The 25,904-nt window shown below is 66.6% G+C and carries 28 protein-coding genes; 17 read left to right on the top strand and 11 right to left on the bottom strand.

Annotation, left to right across the window (positions count from 1 at the left end):
• The first annotated feature begins 92 nt into the window (after positions 1–92).
• From A8V01_RS14310 to A8V01_RS14300, 3 genes are read left to right on the top strand one after another with little or no spacing between them, the layout of a single operon-like run.
• The gene (locus A8V01_RS14310; protein ID WP_103096517.1) at positions 93–983 is read left to right on the top strand and encodes an HpcH/HpaI aldolase/citrate lyase family protein; all 891 of its coding nucleotides are present in this window, start codon (positions 93–95) and stop codon (positions 981–983) included.
• On the top strand, positions 980–2,239 hold the full coding sequence (locus A8V01_RS14305; RefSeq protein ID WP_103096516.1) for an acetyl-CoA hydrolase/transferase family protein: 1,260 nt from the start codon (positions 980–982) through the stop codon (positions 2,237–2,239). The genes A8V01_RS14310 and A8V01_RS14305 overlap by 4 nt, the downstream gene beginning before the upstream one ends.
• A 1-nt stretch (position 2,240) precedes the next feature.
• On the top strand, positions 2,241–3,008 hold the full coding sequence (locus A8V01_RS14300; protein WP_103096515.1) for an enoyl-CoA hydratase/isomerase family protein: 768 nt from the start codon (positions 2,241–2,243) through the stop codon (positions 3,006–3,008).
• On the opposite strand, the gene A8V01_RS14295 is transcribed toward A8V01_RS14300, so the two are convergent.
• Positions 3,005–3,583 (bottom strand): thiamine phosphate synthase, encoded by a 579-nt coding sequence (locus A8V01_RS14295; RefSeq protein WP_103096514.1) that lies wholly within the window; start codon positions 3,581–3,583, stop codon positions 3,005–3,007. The genes A8V01_RS14300 and A8V01_RS14295 overlap by 4 nt on opposite strands.
• Here A8V01_RS14295 and A8V01_RS14290 point away from each other — a divergent pair.
• A complete protein-coding gene (locus tag A8V01_RS14290) occupies positions 3,582–4,238 on the top strand; it encodes a YggS family pyridoxal phosphate-dependent enzyme (RefSeq protein ID WP_103096513.1) in 657 nt (218 codons plus the stop codon). The genes A8V01_RS14295 and A8V01_RS14290 overlap by 2 nt on opposite strands.
• A gap of 167 nt (positions 4,239–4,405) precedes the next feature.
• Here the strand turns inward: A8V01_RS14290 and pyk are convergent, their stop codons facing one another.
• Positions 4,406–5,878, bottom strand: coding sequence for a pyruvate kinase (pyk, locus tag A8V01_RS14285; protein WP_103096528.1), 1,473 nt, complete (start codon positions 5,876–5,878; stop codon positions 4,406–4,408).
• A 102-nt stretch (positions 5,879–5,980) separates the two neighbouring features.
• Between pyk and A8V01_RS14280 the strand changes: the two genes are divergently transcribed.
• A complete protein-coding gene (locus A8V01_RS14280) occupies positions 5,981–6,292 on the top strand; it encodes a DUF1244 domain-containing protein (protein ID WP_103096512.1) in 312 nt (103 codons plus the stop codon).
• A gap of 3 nt (positions 6,293–6,295) precedes the next feature.
• Here A8V01_RS14280 and sugE read toward each other — a convergent pair whose 3' ends face one another.
• A complete protein-coding gene (gene sugE, locus A8V01_RS14275; RefSeq protein ID WP_103096511.1) occupies positions 6,296–6,613 on the bottom strand; it encodes a quaternary ammonium compound efflux SMR transporter SugE in 318 nt (105 codons plus the stop codon).
• A 231-nt stretch (positions 6,614–6,844) separates the two neighbouring features.
• Between sugE and A8V01_RS14270 the strand changes: the two genes are divergently transcribed.
• Positions 6,845–7,081: a DUF2312 domain-containing protein gene (locus A8V01_RS14270; protein ID WP_008827998.1), complete on the top strand. Its 237-nt coding sequence runs from the start codon at positions 6,845–6,847 to the stop codon at positions 7,079–7,081.
• Positions 7,082–7,102: 21 nt separating this feature from the next.
• On the opposite strand, the gene A8V01_RS14265 is transcribed toward A8V01_RS14270, so the two are convergent.
• Positions 7,103–7,819 carry a CPBP family glutamic-type intramembrane protease gene (locus tag A8V01_RS14265; protein ID WP_103096510.1) on the bottom strand — a complete coding sequence of 239 codons (717 nt, stop codon included), beginning with the start codon at positions 7,817–7,819 and terminating at the stop codon, positions 7,103–7,105.
• A gap of 95 nt (positions 7,820–7,914) precedes the next feature.
• On the opposite strand from A8V01_RS14265, the gene A8V01_RS14260 reads away from it, so the two are divergent.
• The 5 genes from A8V01_RS14260 (at position 7,915) to ruvB (ending at position 11,356) form a co-directional block, all read left to right on the top strand.
• On the top strand, positions 7,915–8,232 hold the full coding sequence (locus A8V01_RS14260) for a heavy metal-binding domain-containing protein (RefSeq protein ID WP_103096509.1): 318 nt from the start codon (positions 7,915–7,917) through the stop codon (positions 8,230–8,232).
• A gap of 131 nt (positions 8,233–8,363) precedes the next feature.
• Complete coding sequence (locus A8V01_RS14255; protein ID WP_103096508.1) at positions 8,364–9,128, top strand: YebC/PmpR family DNA-binding transcriptional regulator; 765 nt, start codon at positions 8,364–8,366, stop codon at positions 9,126–9,128.
• Positions 9,129–9,138: 10 nt separating this feature from the next.
• Positions 9,139–9,615 carry a crossover junction endodeoxyribonuclease RuvC gene (gene ruvC, locus A8V01_RS14250; protein WP_103096507.1) on the top strand — a complete coding sequence of 159 codons (477 nt, stop codon included), beginning with the start codon at positions 9,139–9,141 and terminating at the stop codon, positions 9,613–9,615.
• An 82-nt stretch (positions 9,616–9,697) separates the two neighbouring features.
• Entirely contained in the window at positions 9,698–10,303 is a 606-nt protein-coding gene (gene ruvA / locus A8V01_RS14245; protein ID WP_103096506.1) for a Holliday junction branch migration protein RuvA, read from the top strand.
• Positions 10,304–10,315: 12 nt separating this feature from the next.
• Positions 10,316–11,356 (top strand): Holliday junction branch migration DNA helicase RuvB, encoded by a 1,041-nt coding sequence (ruvB, locus tag A8V01_RS14240; protein WP_103096505.1) that lies wholly within the window; start codon positions 10,316–10,318, stop codon positions 11,354–11,356.
• Between the two features lie 545 nt (positions 11,357–11,901).
• Here ruvB and A8V01_RS28940 read toward each other — a convergent pair.
• Together A8V01_RS28940 and A8V01_RS14230 are read right to left on the bottom strand one after the other, a co-directional pair.
• Complete coding sequence (locus A8V01_RS28940; RefSeq protein WP_211295017.1) at positions 11,902–12,684, bottom strand: hypothetical protein; 783 nt, start codon at positions 12,682–12,684, stop codon at positions 11,902–11,904.
• A 51-nt stretch (positions 12,685–12,735) separates the two neighbouring features.
• Positions 12,736–14,946, bottom strand: coding sequence for an O-linked N-acetylglucosamine transferase, SPINDLY family protein (locus tag A8V01_RS14230; protein ID WP_170065936.1), 2,211 nt, complete (start codon positions 14,944–14,946; stop codon positions 12,736–12,738).
• A 179-nt stretch (positions 14,947–15,125) separates the two neighbouring features.
• Between A8V01_RS14230 and A8V01_RS14225 the strand changes: the two genes are divergently transcribed.
• Genes A8V01_RS14225 through A8V01_RS14215 form a run of 3 tightly spaced genes read left to right on the top strand, consistent with a single transcriptional unit; the run spans position 15,126 to position 18,070 of the window.
• A complete protein-coding gene (locus A8V01_RS14225; RefSeq protein WP_103096502.1) occupies positions 15,126–16,157 on the top strand; it encodes a glycosyltransferase family 2 protein in 1,032 nt (343 codons plus the stop codon).
• Positions 16,158–16,166: 9 nt separating this feature from the next.
• The gene (locus A8V01_RS14220) at positions 16,167–16,562 is read left to right on the top strand and encodes a GtrA family protein (RefSeq protein ID WP_103096501.1); all 396 of its coding nucleotides are present in this window, start codon (positions 16,167–16,169) and stop codon (positions 16,560–16,562) included.
• A complete protein-coding gene (locus A8V01_RS14215; protein ID WP_103096500.1) occupies positions 16,559–18,070 on the top strand; it encodes a GtrA family protein in 1,512 nt (503 codons plus the stop codon). Before A8V01_RS14220 ends, A8V01_RS14215 begins: the two co-directional genes overlap by 4 nt.
• Here the strand turns inward: A8V01_RS14215 and A8V01_RS14210 are convergent.
• From A8V01_RS14210 to A8V01_RS14195, 4 genes are read right to left on the bottom strand one after another with little or no spacing between them, the layout of a single operon-like run.
• Positions 18,058–19,293, bottom strand: coding sequence for a hypothetical protein (locus A8V01_RS14210; protein WP_103096499.1), 1,236 nt, complete (start codon positions 19,291–19,293; stop codon positions 18,058–18,060). The two genes, A8V01_RS14215 and A8V01_RS14210, sit on opposite strands and share 13 nt — an antisense overlap.
• A gap of 2 nt (positions 19,294–19,295) precedes the next feature.
• Entirely contained in the window at positions 19,296–20,093 is a 798-nt protein-coding gene (locus A8V01_RS14205; RefSeq protein ID WP_103096498.1) for a sugar phosphate isomerase/epimerase family protein, read from the bottom strand.
• Between the two features lie 6 nt (positions 20,094–20,099).
• A complete protein-coding gene (locus tag A8V01_RS14200) occupies positions 20,100–21,266 on the bottom strand; it encodes a sulfotransferase family protein (RefSeq protein ID WP_103096527.1) in 1,167 nt (388 codons plus the stop codon).
• A 4-nt stretch (positions 21,267–21,270) separates the two neighbouring features.
• Positions 21,271–22,389, bottom strand: a complete 1,119-nt coding sequence (locus A8V01_RS14195) for an LLM class flavin-dependent oxidoreductase (protein ID WP_103096497.1) — start codon at positions 22,387–22,389, stop codon at positions 21,271–21,273.
• 117 nt (positions 22,390–22,506) lie between these two features.
• On the opposite strand from A8V01_RS14195, the gene A8V01_RS14190 reads away from it, so the two are divergent.
• The 3 genes from A8V01_RS14190 to A8V01_RS14180 all read left to right on the top strand — a co-directional run bounded on the left by A8V01_RS14190 (position 22,507) and on the right by A8V01_RS14180 (position 25,330).
• The gene (locus A8V01_RS14190) at positions 22,507–23,622 is read left to right on the top strand and encodes a helix-turn-helix transcriptional regulator (protein WP_103096496.1); all 1,116 of its coding nucleotides are present in this window, start codon (positions 22,507–22,509) and stop codon (positions 23,620–23,622) included.
• Positions 23,623–23,753: 131 nt separating this feature from the next.
• Positions 23,754–24,506, top strand: a complete 753-nt coding sequence (locus A8V01_RS14185; protein ID WP_170065935.1) for an SDR family oxidoreductase — start codon at positions 23,754–23,756, stop codon at positions 24,504–24,506.
• Positions 24,507–24,520: 14 nt separating this feature from the next.
• Positions 24,521–25,330, top strand: a complete 810-nt coding sequence (locus A8V01_RS14180; RefSeq protein WP_103096494.1) for an SDR family NAD(P)-dependent oxidoreductase — start codon at positions 24,521–24,523, stop codon at positions 25,328–25,330.
• Here A8V01_RS14180 and A8V01_RS14175 read toward each other — a convergent pair.
• Positions 25,327–25,851, bottom strand: coding sequence for a hypothetical protein (locus A8V01_RS14175; protein WP_103096493.1), 525 nt, complete (start codon positions 25,849–25,851; stop codon positions 25,327–25,329). The two genes, A8V01_RS14180 and A8V01_RS14175, sit on opposite strands and share 4 nt — an antisense overlap.
• Between the last annotated feature and the right edge of the window lie 53 nt (positions 25,852–25,904).

Raw genomic sequence — 25,904 nt, 5'->3', positions numbered from 1 at the left:
GCCGCGCCCCGGACTTGTCTACGCAGACACCATCGGCAAGACGTGGCGCTCCGGCACCGCTCTTTGCCGGCCTACTTGAATTTGGAGAGACGATGCCCCTGGCCCATTCCCCCGCCACCGCCCGCTCCTGGCTCTTTGCGCCGGGGGACAGCGAAAAGAAGATGACCAAGGCGATGGAGGGCGAGGCCGACATCGTCCTTATCGACCTTGAGGACGCGGTGGCTTCCGATGCCAAGGCGGCGGCGCGGCCGATGGTGCATGACTTCATAAAGGCCCACCCGCAGCAGCGCGCGCGCCTGTGGGTGCGCATCAACCCCTTCGATGGCCCCCACACGCTGGCGGACCTTGCGGCGGTGATGCCCGCGCATCCGGGCGGCATCATGCTGCCCAAGGTCTATGGCCGCGCGGACGTGGAGAAGCTGGATCACTGCCTGTCCGCGCTGGAAGTGGCGAACGGGATCGAGGAAGGCTCCACCCCCGTCATCGTCCTGATCACCGAGACGGCGGAGGCCATGTTCCATACCGGCAGCTACAAGGGCGCGCCGCGCGTCGTGGCGCTGACCTGGGGGGCGGAGGATCTGGCCGATTCCATCGGCGCATCGTCCAACCGCAATGACGATGGCTCATATGGCTTTACCTATGAACTGGCGCGCAGCCTGACCGTGCTGGGCGCGGCGACCGCCGGGGTGACGGCGATCGAGACGATCAGTGCCGATTTCCGTGATCTCGATGCCCTGAAGACCCGCGCGGAGAAAGTCCGCAGGGACGGTTTCCGGGGCATGATGGCGATTCACCCGGCGCAGGTGCCGGTCATCAACGCCGCCTTCACCCCCACCGAGGCGGAAATCGCGGAGGCGCAGGAAATCGTCGATGTCTTCGCCGCGAACCCCGGCGTCGGCGCGATCGGCTGGAAGGGCGGGATGCTTGACCGGCCCTATCTGGCGCGGGCCGAACGGCTGTTGCGGCAGGCGGGGAAGGCGTGAGCCCGCAGGCCCTCGACCTTTCGGCATACCTGCGCCCCGGCGATCACATCGTCTTTGGGCAGGCCTGCGGCGAACCGACAACGCTGGTAGAGGCGCTGATTGCGCAAGGGCAGGGTATCGGCGGGCTCCACGCCTTCATCGCCACCAGCTTTTCCGGCCTGTTCACGCCCGAAACCGCGCGCGCGTTTCGCCTGTCGTCGATGGGGGCGATCGGGGCGCTGCGGGCGATGACCAAGGCCCATGCGCTGGACGTGATCCCGGTTCACGTCAGCCAGGTCGCGCCGCTGATCACGGCGGGCGCGATGCGTTGCGACGTGGCGATGATCCAGGTCAGCCCGGCCAATGCGGCGGGCGAACATTCCTGCGGCCTCATATCCGACTATGTGCGCGCGGCGGTGGACAAGGCCCGCGTGGTCATTGCCGAAGTCAACGATCAGGTGCCCTTCGTGCCCGGAGAGACGATTCCCGCCAGCGCCATCGACGTGGCAGTCCAGGTTTCCCGTCCGCCGGTGGAAGTGGCCCCGGCGAAGATCGGCCCGACGGACGAGGCCATTGCAGCGCTCTGCGCCCCCTTCATTGGCGACGGATCGGTGATCCAGACCGGCGTGGGCGCGGTGCCAGATGCGATCCTGCGGCTGCTGCATGACCGGCGCGATCTGGGCGTCCATTCCGGCATGCTGGGCGACGGGCTTGTCGATCTGGCCGAGGCGGGCGTGCTGACCAATGCGCGCAAGGAGATCGACCGGGGCATCTCGATCAACGGCGCGCTGATCGGCACCCGGCGGCTTTACGACTGGGCGCGGGACAATCCGGCGATCCGAATGACGCCCACCAGCTACACCCACGATGCGGGCGTGCTGGGGCAGCTTTCCCGGCTGGTCACCATCAACTCCGCACTGGAAGTGGACCTGACGGGCCAGGTCAATGCCGAACAGTCCGGTGCGGCCTATATGGGCGGCACCGGCGGTCAGGTGGACTTCGTGCGGGCGGGCGCGCGCTCGCCGGGCGGGGCATCGCTGATGGTGCTGGCGGCAACGGCCAAGGGCGGGACGATCAGCAAGATCGTGCCTGCGCTCTGCGGCCCGGTCACCAGCGCGCGCAGCGAAGTGGACGTGGTGGTCACCGAATACGGCGCGGCGCGGCTTAAAGGGCAGACGCTGGCCGAGCGGGCGCGGCGGCTGGTGGCGATCGCCCATCCGGACTTTCGCGAAGGGCTTGACCGCGCGGCCTTCGAAATCGCCGGAAGGGGGTTCTGACATGCAGGATGCAGTGCTTTTCGATGCGCGCGCTGACGGTATCGCCGTCATCACCATCAACCGCCCCGAGCAGCGCAATGCCCTGACGCGTGACGTGCGCGATGGCCTGCGCGCCGCGTGGGATCGGTTCGAGCGCGACGATGCCCTGCGCATCGCGGTGCTGACCGGCAGCGGGGACAAGGCGTTCTGCGCCGGGGGCGATCTCAAGGAAATGGTCGATACCGGCATGGCCGTGCCCCCGCGCGACATGTACGCGCTGCCTTACGATACGATCGAACTGACCAAGCCGACGATCGCGGCGGTGAACGGGGTTGCCTTTGCGGGCGGCTGGATGATCGCGCAGGCTTGCGATCTGTGCGTGGCCTCGACTGCCGCGAAGTTCGCCATCACCGAGGTCAGGGTTGGGCGCGGCAGCCCGTGGGCGGCGCCGCTGATCCACATGATCCCGCAGCGCGTGTTCATGGAGATCGTGCTGACCGGAAAGCCGATCACGGCGCAGCGCGCTTACGAAATCGGCCTTGTCAACCGGCTGGCCGAACCCGGCAGCGCGCTGGACGCGGCGCTCGATCTGGCCCGCGAAGTGCTGGAAGGCGCGCCGCTATCGGTGAAGGCCGCGCGTGAAACGGTGATGCTCTCTACCGAGATGGGGCGTTCGGCGGCACTGGCGGCGGCCCGCGCGGCGCACGAGCACGCCTACAATTCGCACGACGCGCAGGAAGGCCCGCGCGCTTTCGCGGATAAGCGCCAGCCGGTGTGGAAAGGGGCCTAACTCAGCCCGTCGATCGCGGCCCAGCGGGGGATGCGCGCGGTGCGGGCGCGATGCTGCGTTATCCCGCCCAGTGCGATGACGGAAACTTGCGCTCTGGCGGCCAGCAGCTTGAACCTGACCGGACCCAGCGTGCCCGATCCGGGGTGCGAAGCGGTGGGAAAGACGGGGGAAATCAGCACGGCGTCTGCCCCGGCCCGATGGGCGCGGGCCAGTTCGCGCAGCGAATGGACCGTGGCCAGATGCACCATGCCGGGTTTGCGCGCCATGCCGGGTCTGCGGGGCAATCGCTCGGGCGCACCATAGGCGCCGTCGGCATGCCAGCGGCGGGCCAGCGCGGGCTCCCCTGCCAGCATTGCCAGATGGCCGTGGCGGTGCGCCAGCCTGCGCAGCGCATCGAACCGCGCGCGGCGGGCTTCGGGTGCAAGGTGGTAATGCCGGAACACCAGCCCCGACCCGCGCGGCAGCCGCGCCAGCGCGCGCTCCAGCCCCGCATCGTTGCGGGCGTCGCTGACGAGCCATAGCGTGGGAAGGGACGACTGGCGGTTCTTCACAGGGACGCTATAGCAGCGCGCCATGGATCAGCTAGAAGACATCCGCGCCCGCATCGCCAAGTCCGCCCGCATTGCCGCTCGCAAGCCCGAGGCGGTCGAACTCGTCGCCATTTCCAAGACTCACGCTGCCGAAGCGATCAGGCCGCTGCTTGACGCCGGCCAGCGCGTCTTCGGCGAAAACCGCGTGCAGGAAGCCGAAGCCAAGTGGCCGGCCCTGCGCGAAGACTACCCCGATGTGCAACTGCACCTTGTCGGCCAGCTTCAGTCGAACAAGGCCGAGGATGCGCTGGCGCTGTTCGACTGCATCCACTCGCTCGACCGCGCCTCGCTGGTCGCGGCGCTGGGCAAGGCAATGGAGAAGACCGGACGCAAGGTGCCGTGCTTCATCCAGGTCAACATCGGGGCAGAAGACCAGAAGGGCGGCTGCGCCATTGCCGAAGTGCCCGAACTGCTGGCTCTGGCGCGCGATGCGGGGATTCCCGTCGTCGGCCTGATGTGCGTGCCGCCGTTCGGGATCGAGGCGGCGCCGTTCTTCGCGCTGCTGGCCAGGATCGCTGCGGACAACGGGCTGGAACAGCTTTCGATGGGGATGAGCGAGGATTTCGAGACGGCCGTTATGCTCGGCGCGACGCATGTGCGGGTGGGCAGTGCGCTGTTCGGAGCGAGGCCAAAGAACTAAAGGAAACGCAGGGGTTTAAAACCCCTGCATCCCGTATGGCCGCCGAGGTTGCGTGCGTAGCCACCTCATGCACTGTTCAGCCTGCGGCGCCATGTGCACCTGACGCCGACAGTAACGGGGTCTGAGGGCCGGAATTCGCGGCCCGGCCCCAGACCCCTTCTTTCTTCTTACCGTGGCGTATCCAGCTCGTTGCCGGTCAGCGTGACGATATGCAGCAGGTTGGTGGAGCCGGGCACGCCGAATGGCACGCCCGCCAGCGTGACCAGACGCGACCCGGCTGCGCCGAAGCCGTGACGCAGGGCCATGCGCTTGCCCTTGGCGATCATCTCCTCGAAGCTGCCGATGTCCCTGGTGACGACCGCGTGCGCGCCCCACAGCAGGGCGATGCGGCGGGCGGTGGGCTGCGAAGGCGTGAGCACCAGCATCGGTGCGGCCGGGCGTTCGCGCGCCACGCGGCGGGCAGAGCCGCCCGATCCGGTGAACACCACGATGCCTTCGATCGTCAGGGTATCGGCGATCTGCGCGCAGGCTTCGGACAGGGCGTCCGCGCTTGTCGCGTCGGGTGGCGTGTGGGTCAGGTGGATGCGTTCGCGGTAAGTCGTGTCGCTTTCGACACGGGCGGCGATGCGGTCCATGATCGTCACCGCTTCCACCGGCCACTGGCCTGCTGCGGTTTCAGCCGAAAGCATCACCGCGTCGGCGCCGTCGTAAACCGCGTTGGCGACGTCGGACACTTCGGCGCGGGTGGGCGAGGGGCTGGTGATCATCGATTCCAGCATCTGCGTGGCGACGACCACCGGCTTGCCCTGCGCGCGGGTCTTTTCGATGATGTGCTTCTGGATCGGCGGCACTTCTTCAGGCAGAAGTTCCACGCCAAGATCGCCGCGCGCCACCATGATGCCGTCCGACAGTTCGATGATCTCGTCCAGGCTTTCGACGGCGGCGGGCTTTTCGATCTTGGCCATGATCGCGCCCTGACCACCGGAGAGGCGGCGCGCTTCGGCGACGTCTTCGGGGCGCTGGACGAACGAAAGGCCGATCCAGTCCGCCTTCTGTTCCACTGCGAAGGCAAGGTCGCGGCGGTCCTTTTCCGTCAGCGCGGGGACCGGGACGATGGCGTCGGGAATGTTCACGCCCTTGCGATCGGAGATCGGCCCGCCGACTTCGGCGCTGCACAGGATCGCGTCGTTGTCGGCGCGGATCACCACCAGGCGCAGCTTGCCGTCGTCGATCAGCAGGCGCTGGCCCTTCTGGAGAATGCCGAAGAGTTCGGGGTGCGGCAGGCACACGCGCTCGTCGTTGCCCGGCGCGGGATCGCGATCCAGCGTGAAGTGGGCGCCGTGGCGGATGAATGCCTTGCCGCCATCGAACTGGCCGACGCGCAGCTTGGGGCCCTGAAGGTCGCACAGGATCGCGACGGGACGTTCAAGGTCCTTCTCAACCGCGCGGATGTTGGCGATGGTTTCGCGATGGGTGTCATGGTCGCCATGGCTCATGTTGACGCGGAACGCGTCGGCGCCCGCCTTGAGCAGCTTGGCGATCGTTTCCTTGTCGCGGCTGGCAGGGCCCAGCGTTGCCAGGATCTTTACCTTGCGCTGGCGCTTGATACCGCGATGGTGGGGCGAACGACGATAGGGCATTGCGCCCGAGGGGATGGTATTGACCAAGTTGACTGCCTCTTCCGGAAACCGCGCCTCATATGGCAAAGGCGCGATGACAAACCAAGGACGATCGGTACGATTATGAACGGCCAAGATAATATTGATATGATAGACGATGCCGTGGCCGCAGCCGCGTTCCGTCGCCTTGTACGCCATCTCCAGCATCGCCACGATGCGCAGAATATCGAACTGATGGGATTGGCCGGGTTCTGCCGCAACTGCCTGGCCGACTGGATCCGCGATGCCGGATACGAGGGCGACAAGGGTGCCGCGCGCGCAGTCATCCACGGCATGCCGTTCGAAGACTGGAAGGCGCAGCACCAGAGCGAGGCTACCCCCGACCAGATCGCGCGCATGGAAGAGAGCGTGAAGAAGAACGCGCCCGGCCACTGAAGATCAGGGCGTCGCCACCTTCATCAGCACGATGCCGCCCAGGATCAGTCCGGCGGCAAGCAGGCGCATGGCACTGGCCGATTCGCCCATGAACGCGATCCCCGCCGCGAAGGCGCCCACCGCGCCGATGCCGGTCCACACCGCATAGGCCGTGCCGAGCGGCAGGGACCGCATCGCGGCGGCCAGCAGGGAAAAGCTGGCGATCATGGCAACGATGGTGACCACGCTGGGCCACAGGCGGGTGAAGCCTTCGGACTGTTTCATGGAAAAGGCCCAGACCACTTCCAGCAGTCCGGCGATGAGAAGAAGAATCCAGGGCATTGGGCAATCTCATTGCAGTATGATCGCCGGGCCGTCCCGGACCTGAAGCTCCGCCGAAGGAGGCGCGCGAACGTTGTCGGCGCCTGCTTCACATAGGAATGCGGGGCGGAGCGGGCAACCCTTGAACGTCCTCCACATGATTTCCACAGGGGAGCGCTTTGCCCGAATCCCCATGCATCGCTATCAGCGCCGCCGACTGATTCACCCGTTTATACCGGAGCACGTACCCCCATGGCCGAAACCACCGACGATCGCCTGCGCCTTCTGATCGAGCGCGTCGAGCGCCTGGAAGAAGAAAAGAAGGGCATCTCGGACGATATCCGCGACGTCTACAACGAAGCGAAGGCCGTGGGCTACGACGTCAAGATCATGCGTGCCATCGTGCGCCTGCGCAAGATGAAGCCCGACGATCGCCGCGAAATGGACATGCTGCTCGACACTTACAAGTCGGCGCTCGGCATCGACTGATCAGGCGGAAAAGGGGGCGGTTCAGCCCCCCAGTTGCACCAGCACCATGGCCGCCGCATTGGCGCATGCGTGCTGGAGCATCGCTGCCGGCAGGCCGATGCGCTGGCGCGTGAAGCCCAGCAGCACGCCTGCCCACAACTGCGGCAGCACCATCGGCAGCGCGAGCGCGGAGACGGTGGGATAGTTCATCAGGTGCACCGCGGCGAACAGCAGCGCGGCCAGCCAGAACAGCGCCGGATAGGCGGTCAGATAGGCACCGGGCACTTCCCGCTTGCGCAGCCGCACCCAGCCTGCAACGGCCACGATCGCCAGCGCCAGCAGCGATCCTGCCAGCACCAGCGGCTGCAGTGTTTTCGCCACTGCTACCAGCACCGCAAACAGGCCCGTGCAGGCCAGCAGCCAGAGCGCGCGCGGGCGGCCCGTCTGCCAGCCCCGGAAGATCATTTCCTCCAGCACCGGCGCGATCATGATGGTGATCGGCAGCAGCCAGCCTGCGGGCAGCTTGTCGAAGGCATCGGGCAACGGCTGGCCCATCGCCCTTTGGTAGAGCCCCAGCAGAGGCAGCACCACCAGCAGCAATCCGCCGACATGAAGCGCCGCCAGCATGGCCAGTCGCGCCCAGCCTTCGCGCGTTCGCAGGCCGACCGGCTGCAGCACGCGCGGCCGGGCAAGGAAGTGCGCCAGTTCGCGCAGGACAGGGGAACGGGCGGGAGAGGGTGTTTCGATCCGGGTCGCCATGCGTCTTCCTAGCCCTGATTTCCTTGCCAATTGGTTGTCTTGCCACCACCGCGCGACGGTGCGACCCTGCCCATCCAACGAAGGAGAGCGCGCCGATGATCGTCACCACCACTCCCGCCATCGAAGGTCGCCCGGTCAGGGACTATCTGGGCATCGTCACCGGCGAAGTCATCGTCGGCGCCAACCTTGTGCGCGACCTGTTCGCCGCCGTCACCGATATCGTCGGCGGTCGTTCCGGCAAGTATGAGGAAGTGTTGCAGCGCGCGCGTCGGGAAGCTCTGGTGGAAATGGAGGCAGAGGCGGAAAAGCTGGGCGGCAACGCCGTGGTCGGCGTCGATATCGATTACGAAGTGATCGGATCGCACGGATCGATGCTGATGGTCAGCTGCTCCGGCACGGCCGTCGTTGTCTGAGTCGTTGTCTGACAGGCCGACTCCGGTTGCCCTTTGGGGGGAGGCTGTTGTAAGGCCCGCGCCACTTCATTCATCGTAAAGACCCGCGGTTCTCGCGGGCAGGCAACGAGCGGACAGGTAAGGCGCGAGCAATGGCAGGCCATTCCAAATTCAAGAACATCATGCATCGCAAGGGTGCGCAGGACAAGAAGCGCTCGTCGCTGTTCTCCAAGCTGAGCCGCGAAATCACCGTCGCGGCCAAGATGGGCATGCCCGATCCGGACATGAACCCGCGCCTGCGCGCCGCCGTCAACGCGGCCAAGGCGCAGTCGATGCCCAAGGACAACATCCAGCGCGCGATCGACAAGGCTTCCAAGGGCGATGCCGAGAACTACGAGGAAGTGCGCTACGAGGGTTACGGCCCCGGCGGCGTCGCCATCATCGTCGAGGCACTGACCGACAATCGCAACCGCACCGCCACCAACGTGCGCACCGCCTTCGCCAAGAACGGCGGCAACCTTGGTGCTTCGGGCGCGGTTTCGCACGGCTTCGAACGCCTTGGCCTGATCGAGTACCCGGCATCGGCAGGTGACGAGGACAAGGTTCTCGAAGCCGCGATCGAAGCGGGCGCCGACGATGTCGAAAGCGATATGGGCGATGGCGACGAGAACCCCGGTCAGCACCAGATCTGGGTCTCGGTCGATTCGCTTCACGAAGTCGCGCGCGAACTGGAAAAGGTTCTGGGCGAGGCCGAAGGCGTGAAGCTGGCATGGAAGCCCAACCTCAAGGTCGATGTCGGCGCCGACAACGCGGGCACGCTGATGAAGCTGGTGGACACGCTTGACGACGACGACGACGTCCAGACCGTCTGGGGCAACTACGAAATCTCCGACGAAGTGATGGAAACGCTGGGCTAAGAGCCCGGCAATGATCATCCTGGGCATCGACCCCGGCCTGACCTGCACGGGCTGGGGCGTCGTCGCCAAGAGCGGCAGCCGCCTCAGCCACGTCGCCAATGGCCAGATCCGCACCAACGCCAAGGCCGCCATGGCCGAACGGCTGGTGGAACTGGACGCGGCGCTGACCGACGTGATCCTTCACCACCGCCCCGATGCGGGCGCGGTGGAGGAGGTCTTCGTCAACGTGAACCCGCAGTCCACGCTCAAGCTGGGGCAGGCGCGCGGCGTCGCGATGCTTTCCGTGGCGCGCGCCGGGCTGCAGGTGGCGGAATATTCGACCAAGCTGGTGAAGAAGGCGATCGTTGGCACCGGCGGCGCGGAAAAGGCGCAAGTGCAGGCGATGCTCAAGGTTCTGCTCCCTGGCGTGAAGCTGGCGGGAGAAGACGCCGCCGATGCGCTGGCGGTGGCGATCACCCACGCGAATATGCTGGGGAGTCATCGGTAAAGGGCTGGCCTCGGTAAAGGGCCGGCCTTTTTGCCGCTTTTCCTCTGGCGCGGTGATTCCCTTCCTGCCATAGGAACAAACCATGATCGCCAAGCTGACAGGATTGCTCGACGACACCGGTGCCGACTGGGCCATCATCGACGTGAACGGGGTGGGCTACCTTGTCCATTGCTCCGCGCGGACGCTGGACCATCTGGGAATCCGGGGGGACAAGGTCGTCGTCCATACCGAGATGCAGGTGTCGGAGACCGACCAGCGCCTGATCGGCTTCGCCTCTGCGGCGGAGCGCAACTGGTTCCGCCTGCTGACGGCGGTGCAGGGGGTGGGCTCCAAGGTAGCGCTGGCCATCCTTTCGGCCCTCAATACCGAGGAATTGCAGCGCGCCTGCGCGGGCGGCGACGCCGCCATGGTGGCGCGCGCCAACGGCGTGGGGCCCAAGCTGGCCAGCCGCATCGTCAACGAACTCAAGGACAAGGCCGGCGGCATGCCGACCGCGCCGGGCGCTCCGGGCATCGCGGTGGCGGCGCCTGCGGGCTCTGCCAGCGCGGATGCGGTTTCGGCCCTGCAGAACCTTGGCTTCAAGCCCGCCGTGGCGGCAACGGCCGTGGGCAAGGCGGTGGATCAGCTGGGCGAGGATGCGCCGCTGGGCGATCTCATGCGCGTGGCGCTGAAGCTGGCGACGGGATAAGCGTTTCACTTCATGACCGACAACCCCATCCTTTCCCCCACCCGCCAGGCCGAGGACGCCGATGCGGCGCTGCGGCCCAAGACGCTGGCCGAATTCGTCGGACAGGCGGCGGCCAAGGACAACCTGCACGTCTTCATCGAAAGCGCCAAATCGCGGCGCGAGGCGATGGACCATGTGCTGTTCTTCGGGCCTCCGGGCCTTGGCAAGACCACGCTGGCGCAGATCGTCGCGCGTGAACTGGGCGTGGGCTTTCGCGCCACGTCCGGCCCGGTCATCGCCAAGGCGGGCGATCTTGCGGCGCTGCTCACCAATCTGGAGCAGGGCGATGTCCTGTTCATCGACGAGATCCATCGCCTGAACCCGGTGGTCGAGGAAGTGCTCTATCCGGCGATGGAAGACCGCGCGCTGGACCTCATCATCGGCGAGGGGCCTTCGGCGCGCTCGGTGCGGATCGATCTGCCGCCGTTCACCCTGATCGGCGCGACGACGCGGCAAGGCCTGTTGCAGACCCCGCTGCGCGACCGCTTCGGCATTCCGGTGCGCCTGCAGTTCTATACGGTGGAAGAACTGGAAAAGGTCGTCTCGCGCGGGGCGGGGTTGCTGGGCATCGGCATCGACAAGGGCGGCGCGACCGAGATCGCCCGTCGCGCGCGCGGCACTCCGCGCGTGGCGGGGCGGCTGATGCGGCGCGTGCGGGACTTTGCGCACGTGGCGGGTTCGGACGTGATCACACGCGAAATCGCCGACGATTCGCTGACCCGGCTGGAAGTCGACGCCATCGGCCTTGATGCGCAGGATCGCCGCTACCTGCGGATGATCGCGGATATCTACAAGGGCGGCCCTGTGGGCGTGGAAACGCTGGCGGCGGGCCTTTCCGAACCGCGCGACACGATCGAGGAAGTGATCGAGCCGTATCTGATCCAGCTGGGCCTTGTCGCGCGCACCGCGCGCGGGCGCTGCCTCAACGATCGGGGCTGGGCGCATCTGGGCATGACCCCTCCGCTGGCGCCGACATCGGGGCCGCAGGGCGGGCTTTTCGATTCGGAAGGCTGAGTGTACTAGCCGACATATCGGGGCGAAAGTCGTCGGGCTGCTTTACAATCCCGCGAACGGACAGTCCCGTTTCGGCACAGCTTCGTGTTAAGATGATAAATTAACGCAATTTCCCGCTTCGGGACGGTGAATTCCGGGGGAATGGCGTTGCCGCTTTAACCTGTCTCTGCGTTGTTTCTGGCAGATGGATGCAAGATTGCCCGCGAAGGCGGCGTCGTGCTTCCGGTGCGAAAACAAAGAGAGCAACGCGTTATGTCTGTTCGGATGGCCCTAGCAAAACTGTCTGCTTGTGCGGCGGGCTGTGCCGTGATCGGCGGCGGCGCTGTCCACGTGGCCGAAACGCAGTCCGCGAAGACGGAGTACCGCAAGGTGAAGGTGGCCAAGGCCGCCCCGGTTAAACATCCGGCCCGGCGCATCGTCCGCAAGGACACCCCGCGCACCACCAAGCGCGTTCGCAAGATCATCAAGCGCACCTGCTGCGACCAGCCCCAGATGGCCATGGTGCCGATGCCCCCGCCGTACATGCCGCCCGCATCCGGCCCGTCCTATTCGGGCGGCGGTGGCGGCACCCCGGTTGTGATCGGCGGCGGCAGCGGCGGCTTCGGTGGCTTTGGCGGCGGGTTCTTCGGCGGCTTCTTCGGAGGCAGTGGCGGCGGTGGTGGCGGCAACGTGGTGATCACGTCGACCAGCAGCGGCGGCGTGACTTCCACCACCGGGGGCGTCACGTCGACCAGCGGCGGCGTCACGTCGACCAGCAGTTCGAGCACGGGGGGTGTAACCTCGACCACGGGCGGGGTGACTTCGACCAGCAGTTCCAGCACCGGCGGCGTAACCTCGACCACCGGCGGCATCACTTCGACCACCACGACAGGCGGCGTGACCTCGACCACATCGACCAGTTCGGGCAACGTCACCAGCACGAGCAGCTCCAGCTCTTCGTCGTCCTCGTCCTCGTCCTCGTCGAGTTCGTCGTCCAGTTCATCGAGCGGCGGCGACGACAATTCGTCCGGCGGCGCCACGTCGAGCGGCTCTTCGTCAAGTTCGTCTTCGTCTTCGTCGTCGGGCTCCTCTTCCACGTCGGGGGGATCGAACGGGTCGACCTCTTCGTCGAGCAGTTCCAGTTCGTCCTCGTCCTCCTCTTCGTCCGGCTCCACATCGGGCGGCACCACGACGACGACGGGGGGAGACAACTCTCCGCCGCCGCCGACGTCTTCGGGCGGGACCGACGTGCCCGCGCCGCCGATGCTGATCCTGTTCGGCGCGGCTGCGGCGGCGATCGTCGGCAGGCGCCGCCTGAGCCGCACCAAGGCCGCCTGAAGTCCGGCCAAAGCCAGAAAAGGGGCGGTGTCGTTGACGCCGCCCTTTTTCGCGTCCGCGCTTCAGCGCACGTCGAAGGGTTCTGGCGGCAGATCGTGCAGCCGCCGCCTGTGCATTTCTTCGAAGGCGCGTTCCACCCGGCGGGTGTAACCTTCGGTGTCGAACAGCGGGTGGGTACGGCGGTTGGTGGCCAGCCGGGCGCGAAGGTCGGCAAGGCGGGCGGGATCGCGGGCAAGCGCAAGCGCGGTCGCCGCGTAGTCCTCAACCGTCTGCGTCGTCAGTTCCGGTAACCCTACTGCACATAGCAGGCTTGCCGCCACGCGCGCGGCGAACTGGCGGCCGGTCAGCGTCAGCACCGGCAGGCCCGCCCACAGCGCATCGCTGGCGGTGGTATGGGCATTGACTGCGAAGGTATCGAGGAACAGGTCGGCGTGGGTCAGCCGGCCCAGGTGCTCGCCATGCGGCAGCGGCGGCGCGAAGACCAGCCGCTGCGCATCGACGCCGCGCGCAGCCGCTTCGCGCTGCAGGTTGGCTTCGGCCCATGGGTTGGTGCGCAGCAGCCACAACACGCTGCCCTCCACCGCGCGCAGCAGGGCCATCCACACATCCCATTCGGCGGGCGATATCTTGTAGCACTGGTTGAAGCTGGCAAAGACGAAGCCGTCAGGCGGCAGGCCATGCCCTGCGCGTCCGCGCATGTCGGGCAGGATCGGCCGTGCATCGTCGTTGGCCTGATAACAATGGGCCAGACGCACGATCTTCTCGGTAAAGAAGGCGTCGGCACCATCAGGCATCGTCACCCGGTCGGCAATGAAATAGTCCATGCAGGGGTGGCCCAATGTGCCGGGATAGCCCATCCAGCTGACCTGCACCGGGGCAAGCCGCTGCCCGAACAGCCGGGTGCGGGTGCCCAGAGTATAGCCCTTGAGGTCCACTGCGATATCCAGCCCCTGCGCACGGGCCAGCGCCAGCACGTCCGCGTCGGGCAGCGGGCTGATCTCGGTGAAGCTTGCTGCCCGCAGGCGCAGGGCGATGCGCGCGGCGTCCTCTTCCCGGCGCGGGCCGTAGCTGTGGAGATGAACGGCGAAGCGGGAGGCGTCATGTTCGCGAAAGAAGCCCGACATCAGGTGCATCGTCGCGTGATCGTGAAAGTCGGCAGAGAAATAGCCGACGCGGATGCGGCCGTCTTCGGGCGGCGGCGGCGCTGGAAAGGGCGGCGTTACCTCGGGGAACATCCGCGCCGCGCAATCGCGCGATCGCTGCAACTGGTGGGCGGGATCGTCCATGAAGGGTAGCGAGGCGAAAGGCTGCACTGCTGCGGCCTCGGGTCCATGCGTCAGGGAATATTCGCCGCGCCGCCGCCAGTCGCAGATGTGGGCTTCCTCGAACAGAGCCTGCAGCCGCGCCGATGCATTGGCGGGGTCGACTGTCAGTGCGGCGCGGAAGGCGGCAATGGCGGCGGTTCGTTCTCCTTTGAGCGACAGCGCCTTGCCGCGATTGACCAGGGCGTTGCGGTTGTCGGGATCGGCGCGCAGCGCGCGGTCGAAGGCGGACAGGGCTTCATCCGCGCGCTGGTCGGCCAGAAGCTGCGCGCCCATGTTGTTGAGCGCGTCGGCATGGCCGGGGTGCAGCGTGGCGGCGGCCGCGAAGCAGGCGATGGCCTCTGCGCGCAGGCCCTGCCGCGCGCGCAGGTTGCCCAGGTTGTAGTGCGCATCGACATGATCGGGCGCGATGGCGATGGCCTGTTCCAGCAGGAGTGCGGCTTCCTCGCAGCGATCGTGCTCTTCCAGCAGTCCGGCAAGGTTGTAGCGGGCGTCGGCATAGTCCGGCACGCGGGCGATGACTTCGCGCAGCACCGCCTCGGCCTCATCATCGCGGTTCTGGCGGCGCAGGGCGATGGACAGGTTGTTGCAGGAGGCGCTGGGCGCGGGATCGGCGGCGATGGCGCGGCGAAAGGCGATCTCGGCGCCGCGCGGATCGCCCAGCTCCAGCATTGCCGCGCCCAGCAGGTTGTGGACGCCGTGGGCATGGGGGTGATCGCGCGACAGCGCTTCGCCACAGGCCGCCGCCTCTGCCATGCGGCCTGCCTCGAAGGCGGCGACCATGCGGTCGAAGGCGATCTGGGCGTGGGTATCGGTGCCTGCAGGTGCCGTTGTCAGCGCGTTGAGTGCCGCTTTGGCGCGGGCGTTACGCGGGTGCCGTTCAAGAATGCGGCCGTAGAGTGCGCGCGCTTCCTCGATCTCGCCCCGCCGGGCGGCGGCCCGCGCTTTCATCAGAAGGCTTTCCAGTCCGCTCATGCAGCGGTGGGTAAAGGAACATGCTTCATGCCCGGTGACCGCAGGTATCCGGGAAAATGCAGAGGGTTTACAAAGGCTAGTTCCTTTTACGCGGGGTTAACCAGAAAGGGCCGATACCTTCGCCAAGCGCAGCCGAATCTTTGCAGGGCCGATTCATGAAGATGGAACCAATCCTGCCGTTCGCCGAACGGACCTGCCCCCGCCTGTCGGTCGTGGTGCCCTGCTTCAATGAGGAAGCGGTGCTCCTCATGCTGGAAGCGCGGCTGGCGGCGGCCTGCCGGGAACAGGTGGGCGAAGACTATGAGATCGTGCTCGTCAATGACGGCTCCACCGACCGTACCTGGCCGCTGATCTGCGTTCTGGCAGAACGCAACCCGCGCGTGCTGGGCGTCGACCTGTCGCGCAACCACGGCCACCAGCTGGCGGTGACGGCGGGGTTGCAGGTGTGCCGGGGCGATCTGATCATGATGATCGACGCCGACCTTCAGGACCCGCCCGAACTGCTGGGCGCGATGATCGCGAAGATCGATGCGGGCGCCGACGTGGTCTATGGGCAGCGGGTGGCGCGCCATGGCGAAAGCCGCTTTAAGCGGGGGACGGCATCGCTCTTCTACAAGCTGCTCAACCGTTTGTCCGAGCAGGATATTCCGGTCGATACCGGCGATTTTCGATTGATGACCCGGCGGGTGGTGGACCAGCTTAACGCCATGCCCGAACGCTATCGCTTCATTCGCGGCATGGTCAGCTGGATCGGTTTCGAGCAGGTCGCCCTCCCGTATGAGCGCGCCCCGCGCGCGGCCGGGGAAACGCATTATCCGCTGCGGCGCATGGTGCGCCTTGCACTTGATGCGATCACCAGTTTTTCCACCGTGCCGCTGCGCATGGCGTCGCATCTGGGCATGCTGACCGGACTGGCGGGCTTTGCCATGCTGTCCTGGGCGATCTGGCGCTGGTTCGAGGAAGGCACCATCATCGGCTGGACCAGCACGATCGCGGTGATGCTGATCATGGGCAGCATCCAGCTGATCATTCTGGGCGTCTTCGGCGATTACCTTGGGCGGCTCTACATCGAAAGCAAGGGGCGGCCGCTGTTCATCGTGCGCGAAGTGCGCAGCCAGTCGCGGGCGGCACAGCGCGGCGCGATAGAGCTGCCGCTGACGGCCGGCGCGCTCGATCCGCGCGGCTGACGCGGCGGCATGACCACGACGATGATGGCGGCCTTGCGCTTCGGGGTGGTGGGCGCACTCAACTCGCTGGTCGGGCTTGCCGTCATCTGGGCGCTGCTGCGGCTGGGGGTGGGGGACTATCCGGCCAATGCCTGCAGCTACGCGGTGGGCGTGTGCCTGTCCTTCGTGCTCAACCGGGCGTGGACTTTTGCGGTGCGCGGGCCGGTCGGTTCCGGAGAAGTCGCACGGTTCCTGCTGGTCTTCGCGCTGTCCTATGCGGCCAACCTTGGCGTCCTGACGCTGATGCGCGCGCTGGGCTTTGCGCATAGCCTGATCGGACAGGGCGCGGCGATGGCGGCCTATTCGGTCTGCTTCTTCCTGCTGTCACGCCATTTCGTCTTCGCTGCCGGGCGCCTCGCGCGATGACCGCTGTATCCGGGACGATCCCGCTGCGGTGGTGCGCGGCGCTGGTGGTGCTGGCCGCAGTGCCTCTGTTCTGGCCGCTGGTGCCGCCGCTGATCGACCTGCCCGCGCATATGTCGCGCTACATGGTGCAGATGGATGGCGGGCGCAGCGCGGACCTTGCGCAGTGGTACGGCTTTCGCTGGAACCTGCTGCCCAATCTGGGCGCGGACCTGCTGGCGTGGCTGCTGGAGCCGGTGATCGGCCTGAGGGCGGCGGTGAAGGCCATGGCGATCCTGATCGTGATGCTGCAGGTGGCGGGCTATCTGCTGCTGTCGCGCGCGGCGCATGGGCGCGTTGCGGTGACGGCGCTGTTCGCAGTGCCGCTGGCGCTGGGCAACCCGTTCCAGTTCGGGTTCCTCAACTTCACGCTGGGCATGGCGCTGGCGACACTGGCGCTGGCCTGGTGGATCAGCCCCTCGATGGCGGAGCAACCCCGCCGCCGCTGGCTGGTGTTCTGCCTTGTCGCCTGCGTCGTCTGGATCTGCCATCTGGCCGCGTGGGCAACGCTTTGCGTCCTCGTCGGATGCTGCGAACTGGCCTTGCGGTTCGAGCGGACGGGACGTCTTTGGCCTGCCTTGTGGGGGGGCTTCCTGGCCAGCAGCTGCCTGCTGGTGCCGCAAGTCGCCAGTCTTGCCTGGCCGCACCCGACCGGGCACCTGCCGACCGAGGGCTGGCTGCGCATGGGGGTGAAGCTCTACCACCTGATCAACGTGCTGGCTGACCGCTGGGAGGCGTGGGATTATGCCTGTGCGGCGCTGTTGGCGGCGCTTGTGGTCACGTTCTGGCGCTCATCGCGCTTTGCCTTGCACAAGGGGCTGGCGCTGGGCGCGCTGGCCCTGCTGGGACTGTTCATGGTGATGCCGGGGACGATCTACGGATCGGCTTATGCCGACATGCGGCTGACCCCCACGATCTATGCTTTGGCGCTGATCTGCGCTTGTCCGGCCGACCTTGGCGCGGGCAGACGGCGGGTGCTTCTGGTGGCAGCGCTGGTCTTCTTGGCGCTGCGCCTTGTCGGCAATACGGTAAGCATGGCCGCGTGGGACGCGCAGATCCGCAAGGAGCAGGCGGTGGTGGAACATGTCCCGCGCGGTTCGCAGCTGCTTACTTTCATCGCGCTGCCCTGCGGCAACTTCATCCGGCAGCAGGCGCGGCAGCGCGATGTTCACATCGCCAGTTACGCGATGATCCGGCGCCATGCTTTCGCGAACGACCAGTGGGCGATGCCCGGCGGCCAGCTTCTGACCATCCACAACCCCGCTGCCGGCCCCTTCCTGGATGCCGATATCGGCCTGCTGGTGGCCGAGCAGTGTCAGGGCACCAACCAGTTCCTGGCCGCGATGGACCGGGTGCCTGCGGGCATTGCGCAATTATGGGTGGTCTGGCACGCGCCGGAACTGCGGCTTGACGGGTGGCGCCCGGTCGCGCGTTCGGGCGGGTCGGTGCTCTACCGCCGTCAGATGCCGTAGCGGCGCTTGACCGCGCGGAAGCGTTCGAGGCGCATCGCCGCGCGCTCTGCAGGCGTTACCATGGCCGTGTCGGCGGGCAGGTGCTCCATCAGGCGATCGCGTGGGACAAGGCGCGTGCGCAGCCGGGCGGCGTCCTGCGTCAGCAGGTTGCGATAGGTCAGGTTGCCTTCGCGAAATTGCTGGGTATCCAGCCAGTTATGCACGCCCCGATCGTCATGGGCCAGTACCAGCCGCACAACGCCGTCACTGTCCACGCGGGTGCGGGCGGGGGTGGCGCTGACCGGCCGGTGCAGGAAATCCATCGATCCCATGAAGGCGCCGCCCATGCCGAATATCCAGAAGCCGGCGTGGGCGTCCATCTCCACGATCAGCGCCTCGTCCGGCTCCAGCCGCCAGACCATGTGCGCGGCCATGCGCCCGCGCCTGGCGTCAGATGCATCGTTGGCGGTGCGATCGGGCGGGAAGGCGTTCAGGCATTGCGGATCGCAGACCCCGCGCGACGTCAGCCATGAATGTTCCGGCCAGTCGCGCATCAGCCCGGAGACGAAGGCGCCCGCCCAGTCCATCGCCTCCACCATGCGCGCGGGGGCAGGTAGGGCAGGCGGCCCCGCCATGTCGAGCGCCTCGATGGTGAGCATGGTGGGGGTTTCATCCCAACCGTCAAAAGCCTCGCGGATGAACAGTTTGCGACTGGCGGGCGTGGTGGGCAGCCAGTTGCGCGCACGGGCAGGGCCGCCGACGAACAATTCGAAATGCCCGTTAGCGTCGGCATCGATCTGCGCGCCGGTGATGTTGCATTCGGGGATATCGCCGAAGGGTTCGTGAAGGGATGGCCAGTCAGTGCCGGGAATGGTCTGCGGGCGCGGGCCCTGCACGGTCACGTTCAGCCAGCGCGCGGTGCCCTTGCGGCCGGTCAGGCGATAGGCGCGGCTGCCGTCGATCCATGCCTGACGGTATGTGAAGTCGGCCACATCGCCGCCCAGCTTTCGCGTGGGGGTTACGAAGGGATGGATCTGGGGGAAGGCTGTGTCCCGCGTTTCCAGCGCAAGGTCGAAGGCCTGGCCCAGATTCTGTGTGAGGAAGCGGAACGCATCGGCGCGCTGGAGCGGGTTGGCGGGATTGGCGTCCTTGAAGGCGGCCGCGCCGGCATGCTTCAGGGTATCGCAGAACTGTTCCCATGCGGCGTGCAGGGCGGCATCGTCGGGTCCGTCACCGTAGGCCATCGTCAGGCTCCCAGCCGATCGAGCAGGTCGGAAAGGTATCGGGCGGCGCGGGCACAGGCTTCACGTGGCCCTTCGGCTTCGATGCGCGGGCCGACCAGTTCAAGGTCGAACAGCCCCGTATAACCAAGATCCAGTGTATCGCGAAGGATCCTTTCCAGCGGGATTGCGCCGTCTCCGGGCACGGCGCGGCAGGGCGTGCTGCGGTCTCCGGGCACGTAATCGCTCACCTGCACAAGCCCTGTCAGGGGCATCGCTTGTGCCAGCTTGCCGCGCAGGTCTGCCTCGGTCCAGCAGGCGTGAAGGTCGATGCAAAGGCCGATCCCGCCGATCCCGGCAAGCTGTGCCGCGTCAGGCAGGGTATGGGCCATGTGGATATCGGCGTTGAGCGGCGATGCGTTCTCCACCAGCAGCGCCACGCCCGCCTGCTGCGCGGCATCGCGGCAGGGGGCAAGCAGGTCTGCGAAGCGCAGCGCGGCCGCTTCCCACGACAGCGCGCCGCGTCCTCCGGTCAGCAGGTAGATCGCGGGGGCGCCCACTTCGGCGGCGATCTCGATAGTATGGAGCAGATCGGCCGTGGCGCGCCCGTCGTCGCGCTCAAGATCGGGGTGGATGGCGAAGAGGTGGTTGATGCATCCCACGTCCACCGCGCTTTCGCGCGCGGCGCGGCGCTCCTGTGCCGTTTGCAGGAAGGGCGCGGCAAGGGTGCAATGCTGCACGCCGATGCTGCGGCAGAAATCGAGGAAGGCGGCGGTCGGCTCGCCGATCATGGCCACCTGATGCAGACTGACGCGCGGGTGCATCGGGGCTTATCCGCGCACTTCGACAGGCACGCCGAACCGTTCGCGAAAGGGTGCGAATTCGGCGTTGAGATCGTCCAGCGCGTAGCCGGCATCGACCAGAACCTGCGTCGAATAATGGAACTTGCCGTGACGGTCGCCGCGGTTGCGGGTCAGGTAATCGCGCATGGCATCCTCCTGCCGCGCGCCGAAATCCCGGCCGGCGAAACGGTAATAGCCGCGCACGGTGCCGATCGGGTCGGCGACGAAATCGGCATAGCGCACATGATGGATGCGCGGGTCGTTCGCCAGCGGGTCGGTCATGGTATGGCCGATCGACCAGCGCACACGCTCAACATGGGCGCGGGCTTCCTTCGCCAGATCGATGGGGCCGACGATGCCGTCCATGATATCGGCCATCATCATCGTCGAACTGGCGGCCACCATCACCGGATCACGGTGCAGCCAGACCAGCGTGGCATCCGGGTAGGCATCGAACAGGGCCTGCAGGCGCGTGGTGTGGAAGCCCTTGAGCACCCAGTAGCGGGGCGGCCGGCGGTGCTGGAATGCCTGCAGCATGGCCTTGTGGATGCGGTACTGCGCGGCCGGATCGGTGGGCAGGCCCATCGACAGGTTCTGCATCGGCACGCGCCACCATGCGGTCGGCGTCATGACGCGAAAGTCGAAGGCCCAGGTCCGCTCATCCTCGGGCAGTCCGTTGCCCAGCATGTCGTTGTACGGGTGGCAGTGCAGCCATTTGGCCATCTTCGCGTTGATTTCGCGCCATTCCGCATCGGCCTGCGCATAGCGCGGATCGTCACCCGTCACAGTTCCGGGCGGGGGAGAGGGATGCATCACCTCAGCGAAGCGCAACGCCCGCGCGTCCGGGTCCACCGACATCAGCGCATGCATCAGCGTAGTGCCCGATCGCGGCTCTCCACTGGCGAACATGGGCCGATCGATCACCTCTTGCGCCAGCGCAAAGTGCCGGCGATCGTCGAAGAAGCGCAGGCGATCGGTGAGCAGCCAGTGGATGTTCGCCGCCGCTGCCTGCCGTCCCGCATCGTCCATCGGGATCGTGTTGATATGGGCGACGGCCAGCGCGAAGCGGTCCGCGAAACCATCGTCGGCCCAGTCGGCAAGGCCGGTCCGGTCCATCGCATCTTGTAGCAACTGCTGCGGATCGAGGAGGGGCATCGCGTCAGCCCTCCACCAGCCGGGCGACTTCATCCTCGGTCTCGCGGACTTTGGCGGCAGATGTTGCGGCGAACTTCGTGCCGCCCATCGCGCCATATTCCATCAGCTTGTAGACGCGCATCCCGGCATCGGCGAAGCCCTTGATCTTCAGGGCGACTTCCTTTGGCGTGCCCACCGGCAGAATGTCGCGGATGGCCTGCGGGTCCATCGCGTCGCAGAAGCGCAGCATCGCTTCGCGGCTGAGCTTCACCGGGTCGAAGTCCATGATCCCGCGCCAGTCAGGGCCCATCGGATGCTTGTGCCCGAACTGCGCCAGATCCTTGGCCGTGATCATCAGCACGATCGATTTCACCATCGGCGCGCGAAGCATTTCGTCGATTTCATCGGGTTCGCCGATCAGCGCCATCTGGGTGATCGCGGGGGTGAAGTGGCTCATGTCCCGCCCCGCCGCATCGCCTGCATCGAGGATGACCCTGAGCTTGGCGGCATAGTCTTCCGGCGTCCACGATCCTGCCGGCCACCAGCCGTCCGCCTCGCGCCCGGTGATGCCCAGCATCCTTGGCCCCGCCGCGCCAAGCCAGATCGGCGGTGCCTTGCCGTCGTAAAGTTCGGTGTCCATGCGGGCATGGTGGAGGTGGAAGAAGTCCCCCTCGAAGTCCACCGGGCCATCGGCGTGCCACAGCAGCTTGATGACCCTGATCGCTTCCTCCAGCCGCGCCACCGGCCTTGCGAAGTCGAAGCCGTAAGGCACCGTGTTTTCCAGCTCGCCAGAGCCGAGGCCAAGGATGAAGCGGCCTTTCGACAAGTGGCTGATGGTCAGCGCCGATTGCGCCAGCAGCGAAGGGTGGCGCCGGACCGTATCGACCACGGTCGTCGCCAGCGGCGTATTGCGGGTCAGCACTGCCGCCGCCGCGCTGACCGCCATGCCATCAAGGTGGCGGTGCGGGCTGGGGGATGAAACGGCAAGGTCGGTGAATTCCGGCGTCCAGATCGAATCGGGCCAGAAGCTGACCATGTGATCGGGCAGCCAGATCGAATGGTAGCGGCCCGAATCGTATTCGCCCACCATGTCGATGCCCAGCGGCAGGGTGGTGCGCAGGAAGGCGGCGGACTGCACTTTCATCGGCTCATCCCCTGTTGCGCGCATCGTCGGCACGATGGGTGCCCGGCGCGGCTTTGTCGGTCGGCCATGGGTGGGCTAGGCCCCGGTCAAAGCAAATTCCCATTTGGGGATCAGGCGATGACCGGTGAGAGTGTGCCGATAGCGGACCTGAGCCTGCGGCTTATCGCGGGCCTTGTCGAAGACCCGCCCTGGCGCGGTTTCCTTGACGCCCTGCGCGCGGCGGTGGCGGGGGACTACGCCAGCCTTGTGTTCCGGCCGCTGCCGCTGGGCACGCCCGAAGCGCGGGTGATCCACCTCTATTCCGGCGCGCCTTCGCCGCCGCCGGTATCGCGCCATTATCGTGAGACGCTCTATCTGCGCGATCCGATGCCGTATCACGAAATGGCGGAAGGGCGCGCGTACCGGCTCGACCAGCTGCTTCATTGCGGAGAGCCCGCGCACGATGCCTATCTGGCGCAGCTTCTGGCGCCTTCGGGCATGAACCATATGCGCATGATCCGCTTTGCCGAGCATACCGGCACCAGCGGCTGGATCACCGTCACCCGGCGTGAGGGAGAGTTTGCCCCGCATGTCGACGGACTGCTCGAAGCACTGGCGCCGTTCCTGCGTGCAGCGCTTGGCAGCTTCGTGGCGCTGGAACGGGAACGGATGACCGCCATGGTCGCGCGCGAAGCCGTGCGGCGGATGAACTTCGGCTGGCTGACGCTGGATGCGCAAGGGCGGGTGCTCGATGCCGATGCGCAAGGCACGCATATGCTGCAAGCGGGGCAGAGCATCGCGCAGGCGCGGGACGGCAGGCTGACCGCGCGCGATCCGGTGCTGCGGCGGCAGTTGTCCGAGGCCGTGCACGAACTGGCGCTGGACGCGCAGGCGCGCCCGCGGGCGATGGTGCTTTCGCGTGAACCCTGGCTTGATCTGCTGCTGGTGCCGTCGGGCCAGCGCATGGGGACCACGCAGGCCGCGCCCGCCATCGTGTGCTACCTCCACGCCGATAACTGGTCTTCCGCGGATCGCTGCGACCAGCTTGCCCAGCTGTTCGACCTTGCCCCCAGCGAGGCGCGGCTGGCATTGGCATTGAGCCGGGGCATGTCGATCAGCGAAGCCGCGCCCGAACTGGGGCTGACGGTGGAATCGGCGCGCACCTACTCCAAACGGATCTACGCCAAGACCGGCGCGCGCGGGCAGGCGGACCTTGTGCGTTTCATCCATCGATCGGTGCTGGTGATCGCGTGATCGGATACATCCTGAACGCTGCGCCGGAGCGATTAGAACGGATGTTCAGCATTTTCCGTTGACTGCGCCGGGCCGCAGCGCCAGCCAATGCATACAAACGAATTGGCGAAACGAATGGGAGACTGCCGCCGATGACCAAGCCGCTTGCAGGGAAAGTCGCGCTCGTGACCGGGGCATCGTCCGGCATCGGCGAAGCAGCGGCGCTGTGTCTGGCAGAAGCGGGGGCTGCGGTCGCGCTGTCGGCGCGGCGGGTGGAGCGGCTGTCGGGCCTCGTCGCCCGGATCGAGGCGGACGGCGGCACCGCGCTCGCCATTCCCGGCGACATGACGGTGGAGGACGACGCCCGCCGCGCCGTGGCGCAGACGGTCGAAAAGCTGGGGCGGATCGATATCCTGATCAACTCCGCCGGGATCATGGAGGCGGGTGGGATCGAGAACGTCGACACCGCGATCTACCGGCGCGTCATCGATATCAACCTGATGGGCACGGTCTATACTTGCGCTGCTGCCGTCCCGCACATGCTGGAACAGGGCGTGGGCGATATCATCACCATCTCATCGCTCGCCGGGCGCAAGGGCGGGCCGATGACCAGCGCCTATTCCGCCAGCAAGCATGCGGTGAACTTCATGACTGACGGGATGCGGCAGGAACTGGGCGGCCGCAACGTGCGCGTCACCACGCTGATGCCCGGCGCCACCGAAACGGAAGTGGGCGACAATATCTCGGACCCCAACTGGCGCGCGGCGATCCAGGCCCATGTGGCGAAGGAAGGCGCGGTGAAGCCGCGCGATATCGGCGAGGCCATCGTCTTCATCCTGGCCATGCCGCGCCGCACGAATATCTCGGAAATATCGATCCGGCCGACGATCGACACCTCGGCCTGAAAGGGAGAAGGAACATGGCCGGAAGGCTTCAGGACAAGGTATGCATCATCACCGGTGCAGGGTCGGGCATGGGCCGCGCGATGGCGCAGCTGTTCCATGCGCAGGGTGCGAAGCTGGTGCTTGCGGACATTTCGGGCAGGCAGGACGACGTGGCGGCCGATCTTGGCGCGGACGTGGTATCGGTCCACTGCGATGTTTCCAGCGAGGAACAGGTGCAGGCGATGATCGCCACCGCCGTCGATCGCTTCGGGCGGCTGGACGTGCTGTGCAACAATGCCGGTTTCGGCGGCGGGATGGCCCCGCTTCACACCCAGACGAGCGAGCTGTGGGACAAAGTCCACGCCACCAACATCCGCGGTGTGTTTCTGGGCATGAAGTACGGGATCGCGGCCATGCTGAAGACGGGCGGCGGGGCCATCGTCAACACCAGTTCGGCCTCGGCGGTGGTCGGGTGGAAGCATCACGGCGTCTACAGTTCGGCCAAGGCGGGCGTCCACCAGCTGACCAAGGTGGCCGCGCTAGATTACTCGGACAGCAACATCCGCGTGAACGCGGTGGCGCCCGGTACGATGTGGACCGGGCTGGTCGAGGCATCGAAGACGCACGACGCGCCGCCGGAAGGCTTTCCCACGCTGGCCGGCATCCCGATGGGCCGCTGGGGGCGGGCAGAGGATATCGCCTCGGCCGCGCTGTTCCTCGCCAGTGACGAGGCGGCTTACATCACCGGGGTGATCCTGCCGGTGGACGGCGGCTATTCGATCGGCTTTTCAGGGATGGGCGCCGAACGACCGGGCATCGTCAGCGCCAACGCGGACGGCAGTTAAAGCCACGGCGCGACGGGTATTCCCGCCAGCGAGGGATCGGCCCACAGGTACTCTGTGAAATGGCCGATCTTCGCGCGCGTATCGACGTAGCAGAAGCAAAGCTTCGCCCCTGTTGAGGGTTCTGCCGGGAACTGCAGGGCCAGCGCGTCCGTACCGGCGCGCAGTTCTTCCAGCAGGGCCTGCCATTCCGAAAAGGCGCCCGGCACGGCCACGCCGATGTGGTGGAAGGCAAGGATCTGCGCCGAAAGATCGACGGCATCGGTGTAGATTTCGGTCACGCCGGATACCGGCTCGATGATCTCGAACTGGCGCGGACCGCCGGGGGCACCGATGTTGGCGATGGCGGACTTCACGCCCAGCCTGCGCCTTTCGCCGTAGGACAACACGTCGATCTCGGATTCGCTGCGGCGCAAGCCGGTTATGCCAAGCTGCGTCTCGGCGTGGACGATCGCTGCGTCCATGTCGCGCGTGGCGTAGCTCATCTGGATCAATTGGCCGTAGCGCCTGCCAAGGTGCGTCATGCGCCGTCCTTCTCCCTGTCCTTATCGTCCTGGCGGTGATGAACAGCGCTGTT

It is taken from the genome of Novosphingobium guangzhouense (assembly GCF_002896965.1).
GTDB lineage: Bacteria > Pseudomonadota > Alphaproteobacteria > Sphingomonadales > Sphingomonadaceae > Novosphingobium > Novosphingobium guangzhouense.
The sequence above is the reverse complement of the archived record's forward strand: the minus strand, read 5'-3'. Positions and strand labels throughout refer to the sequence as shown.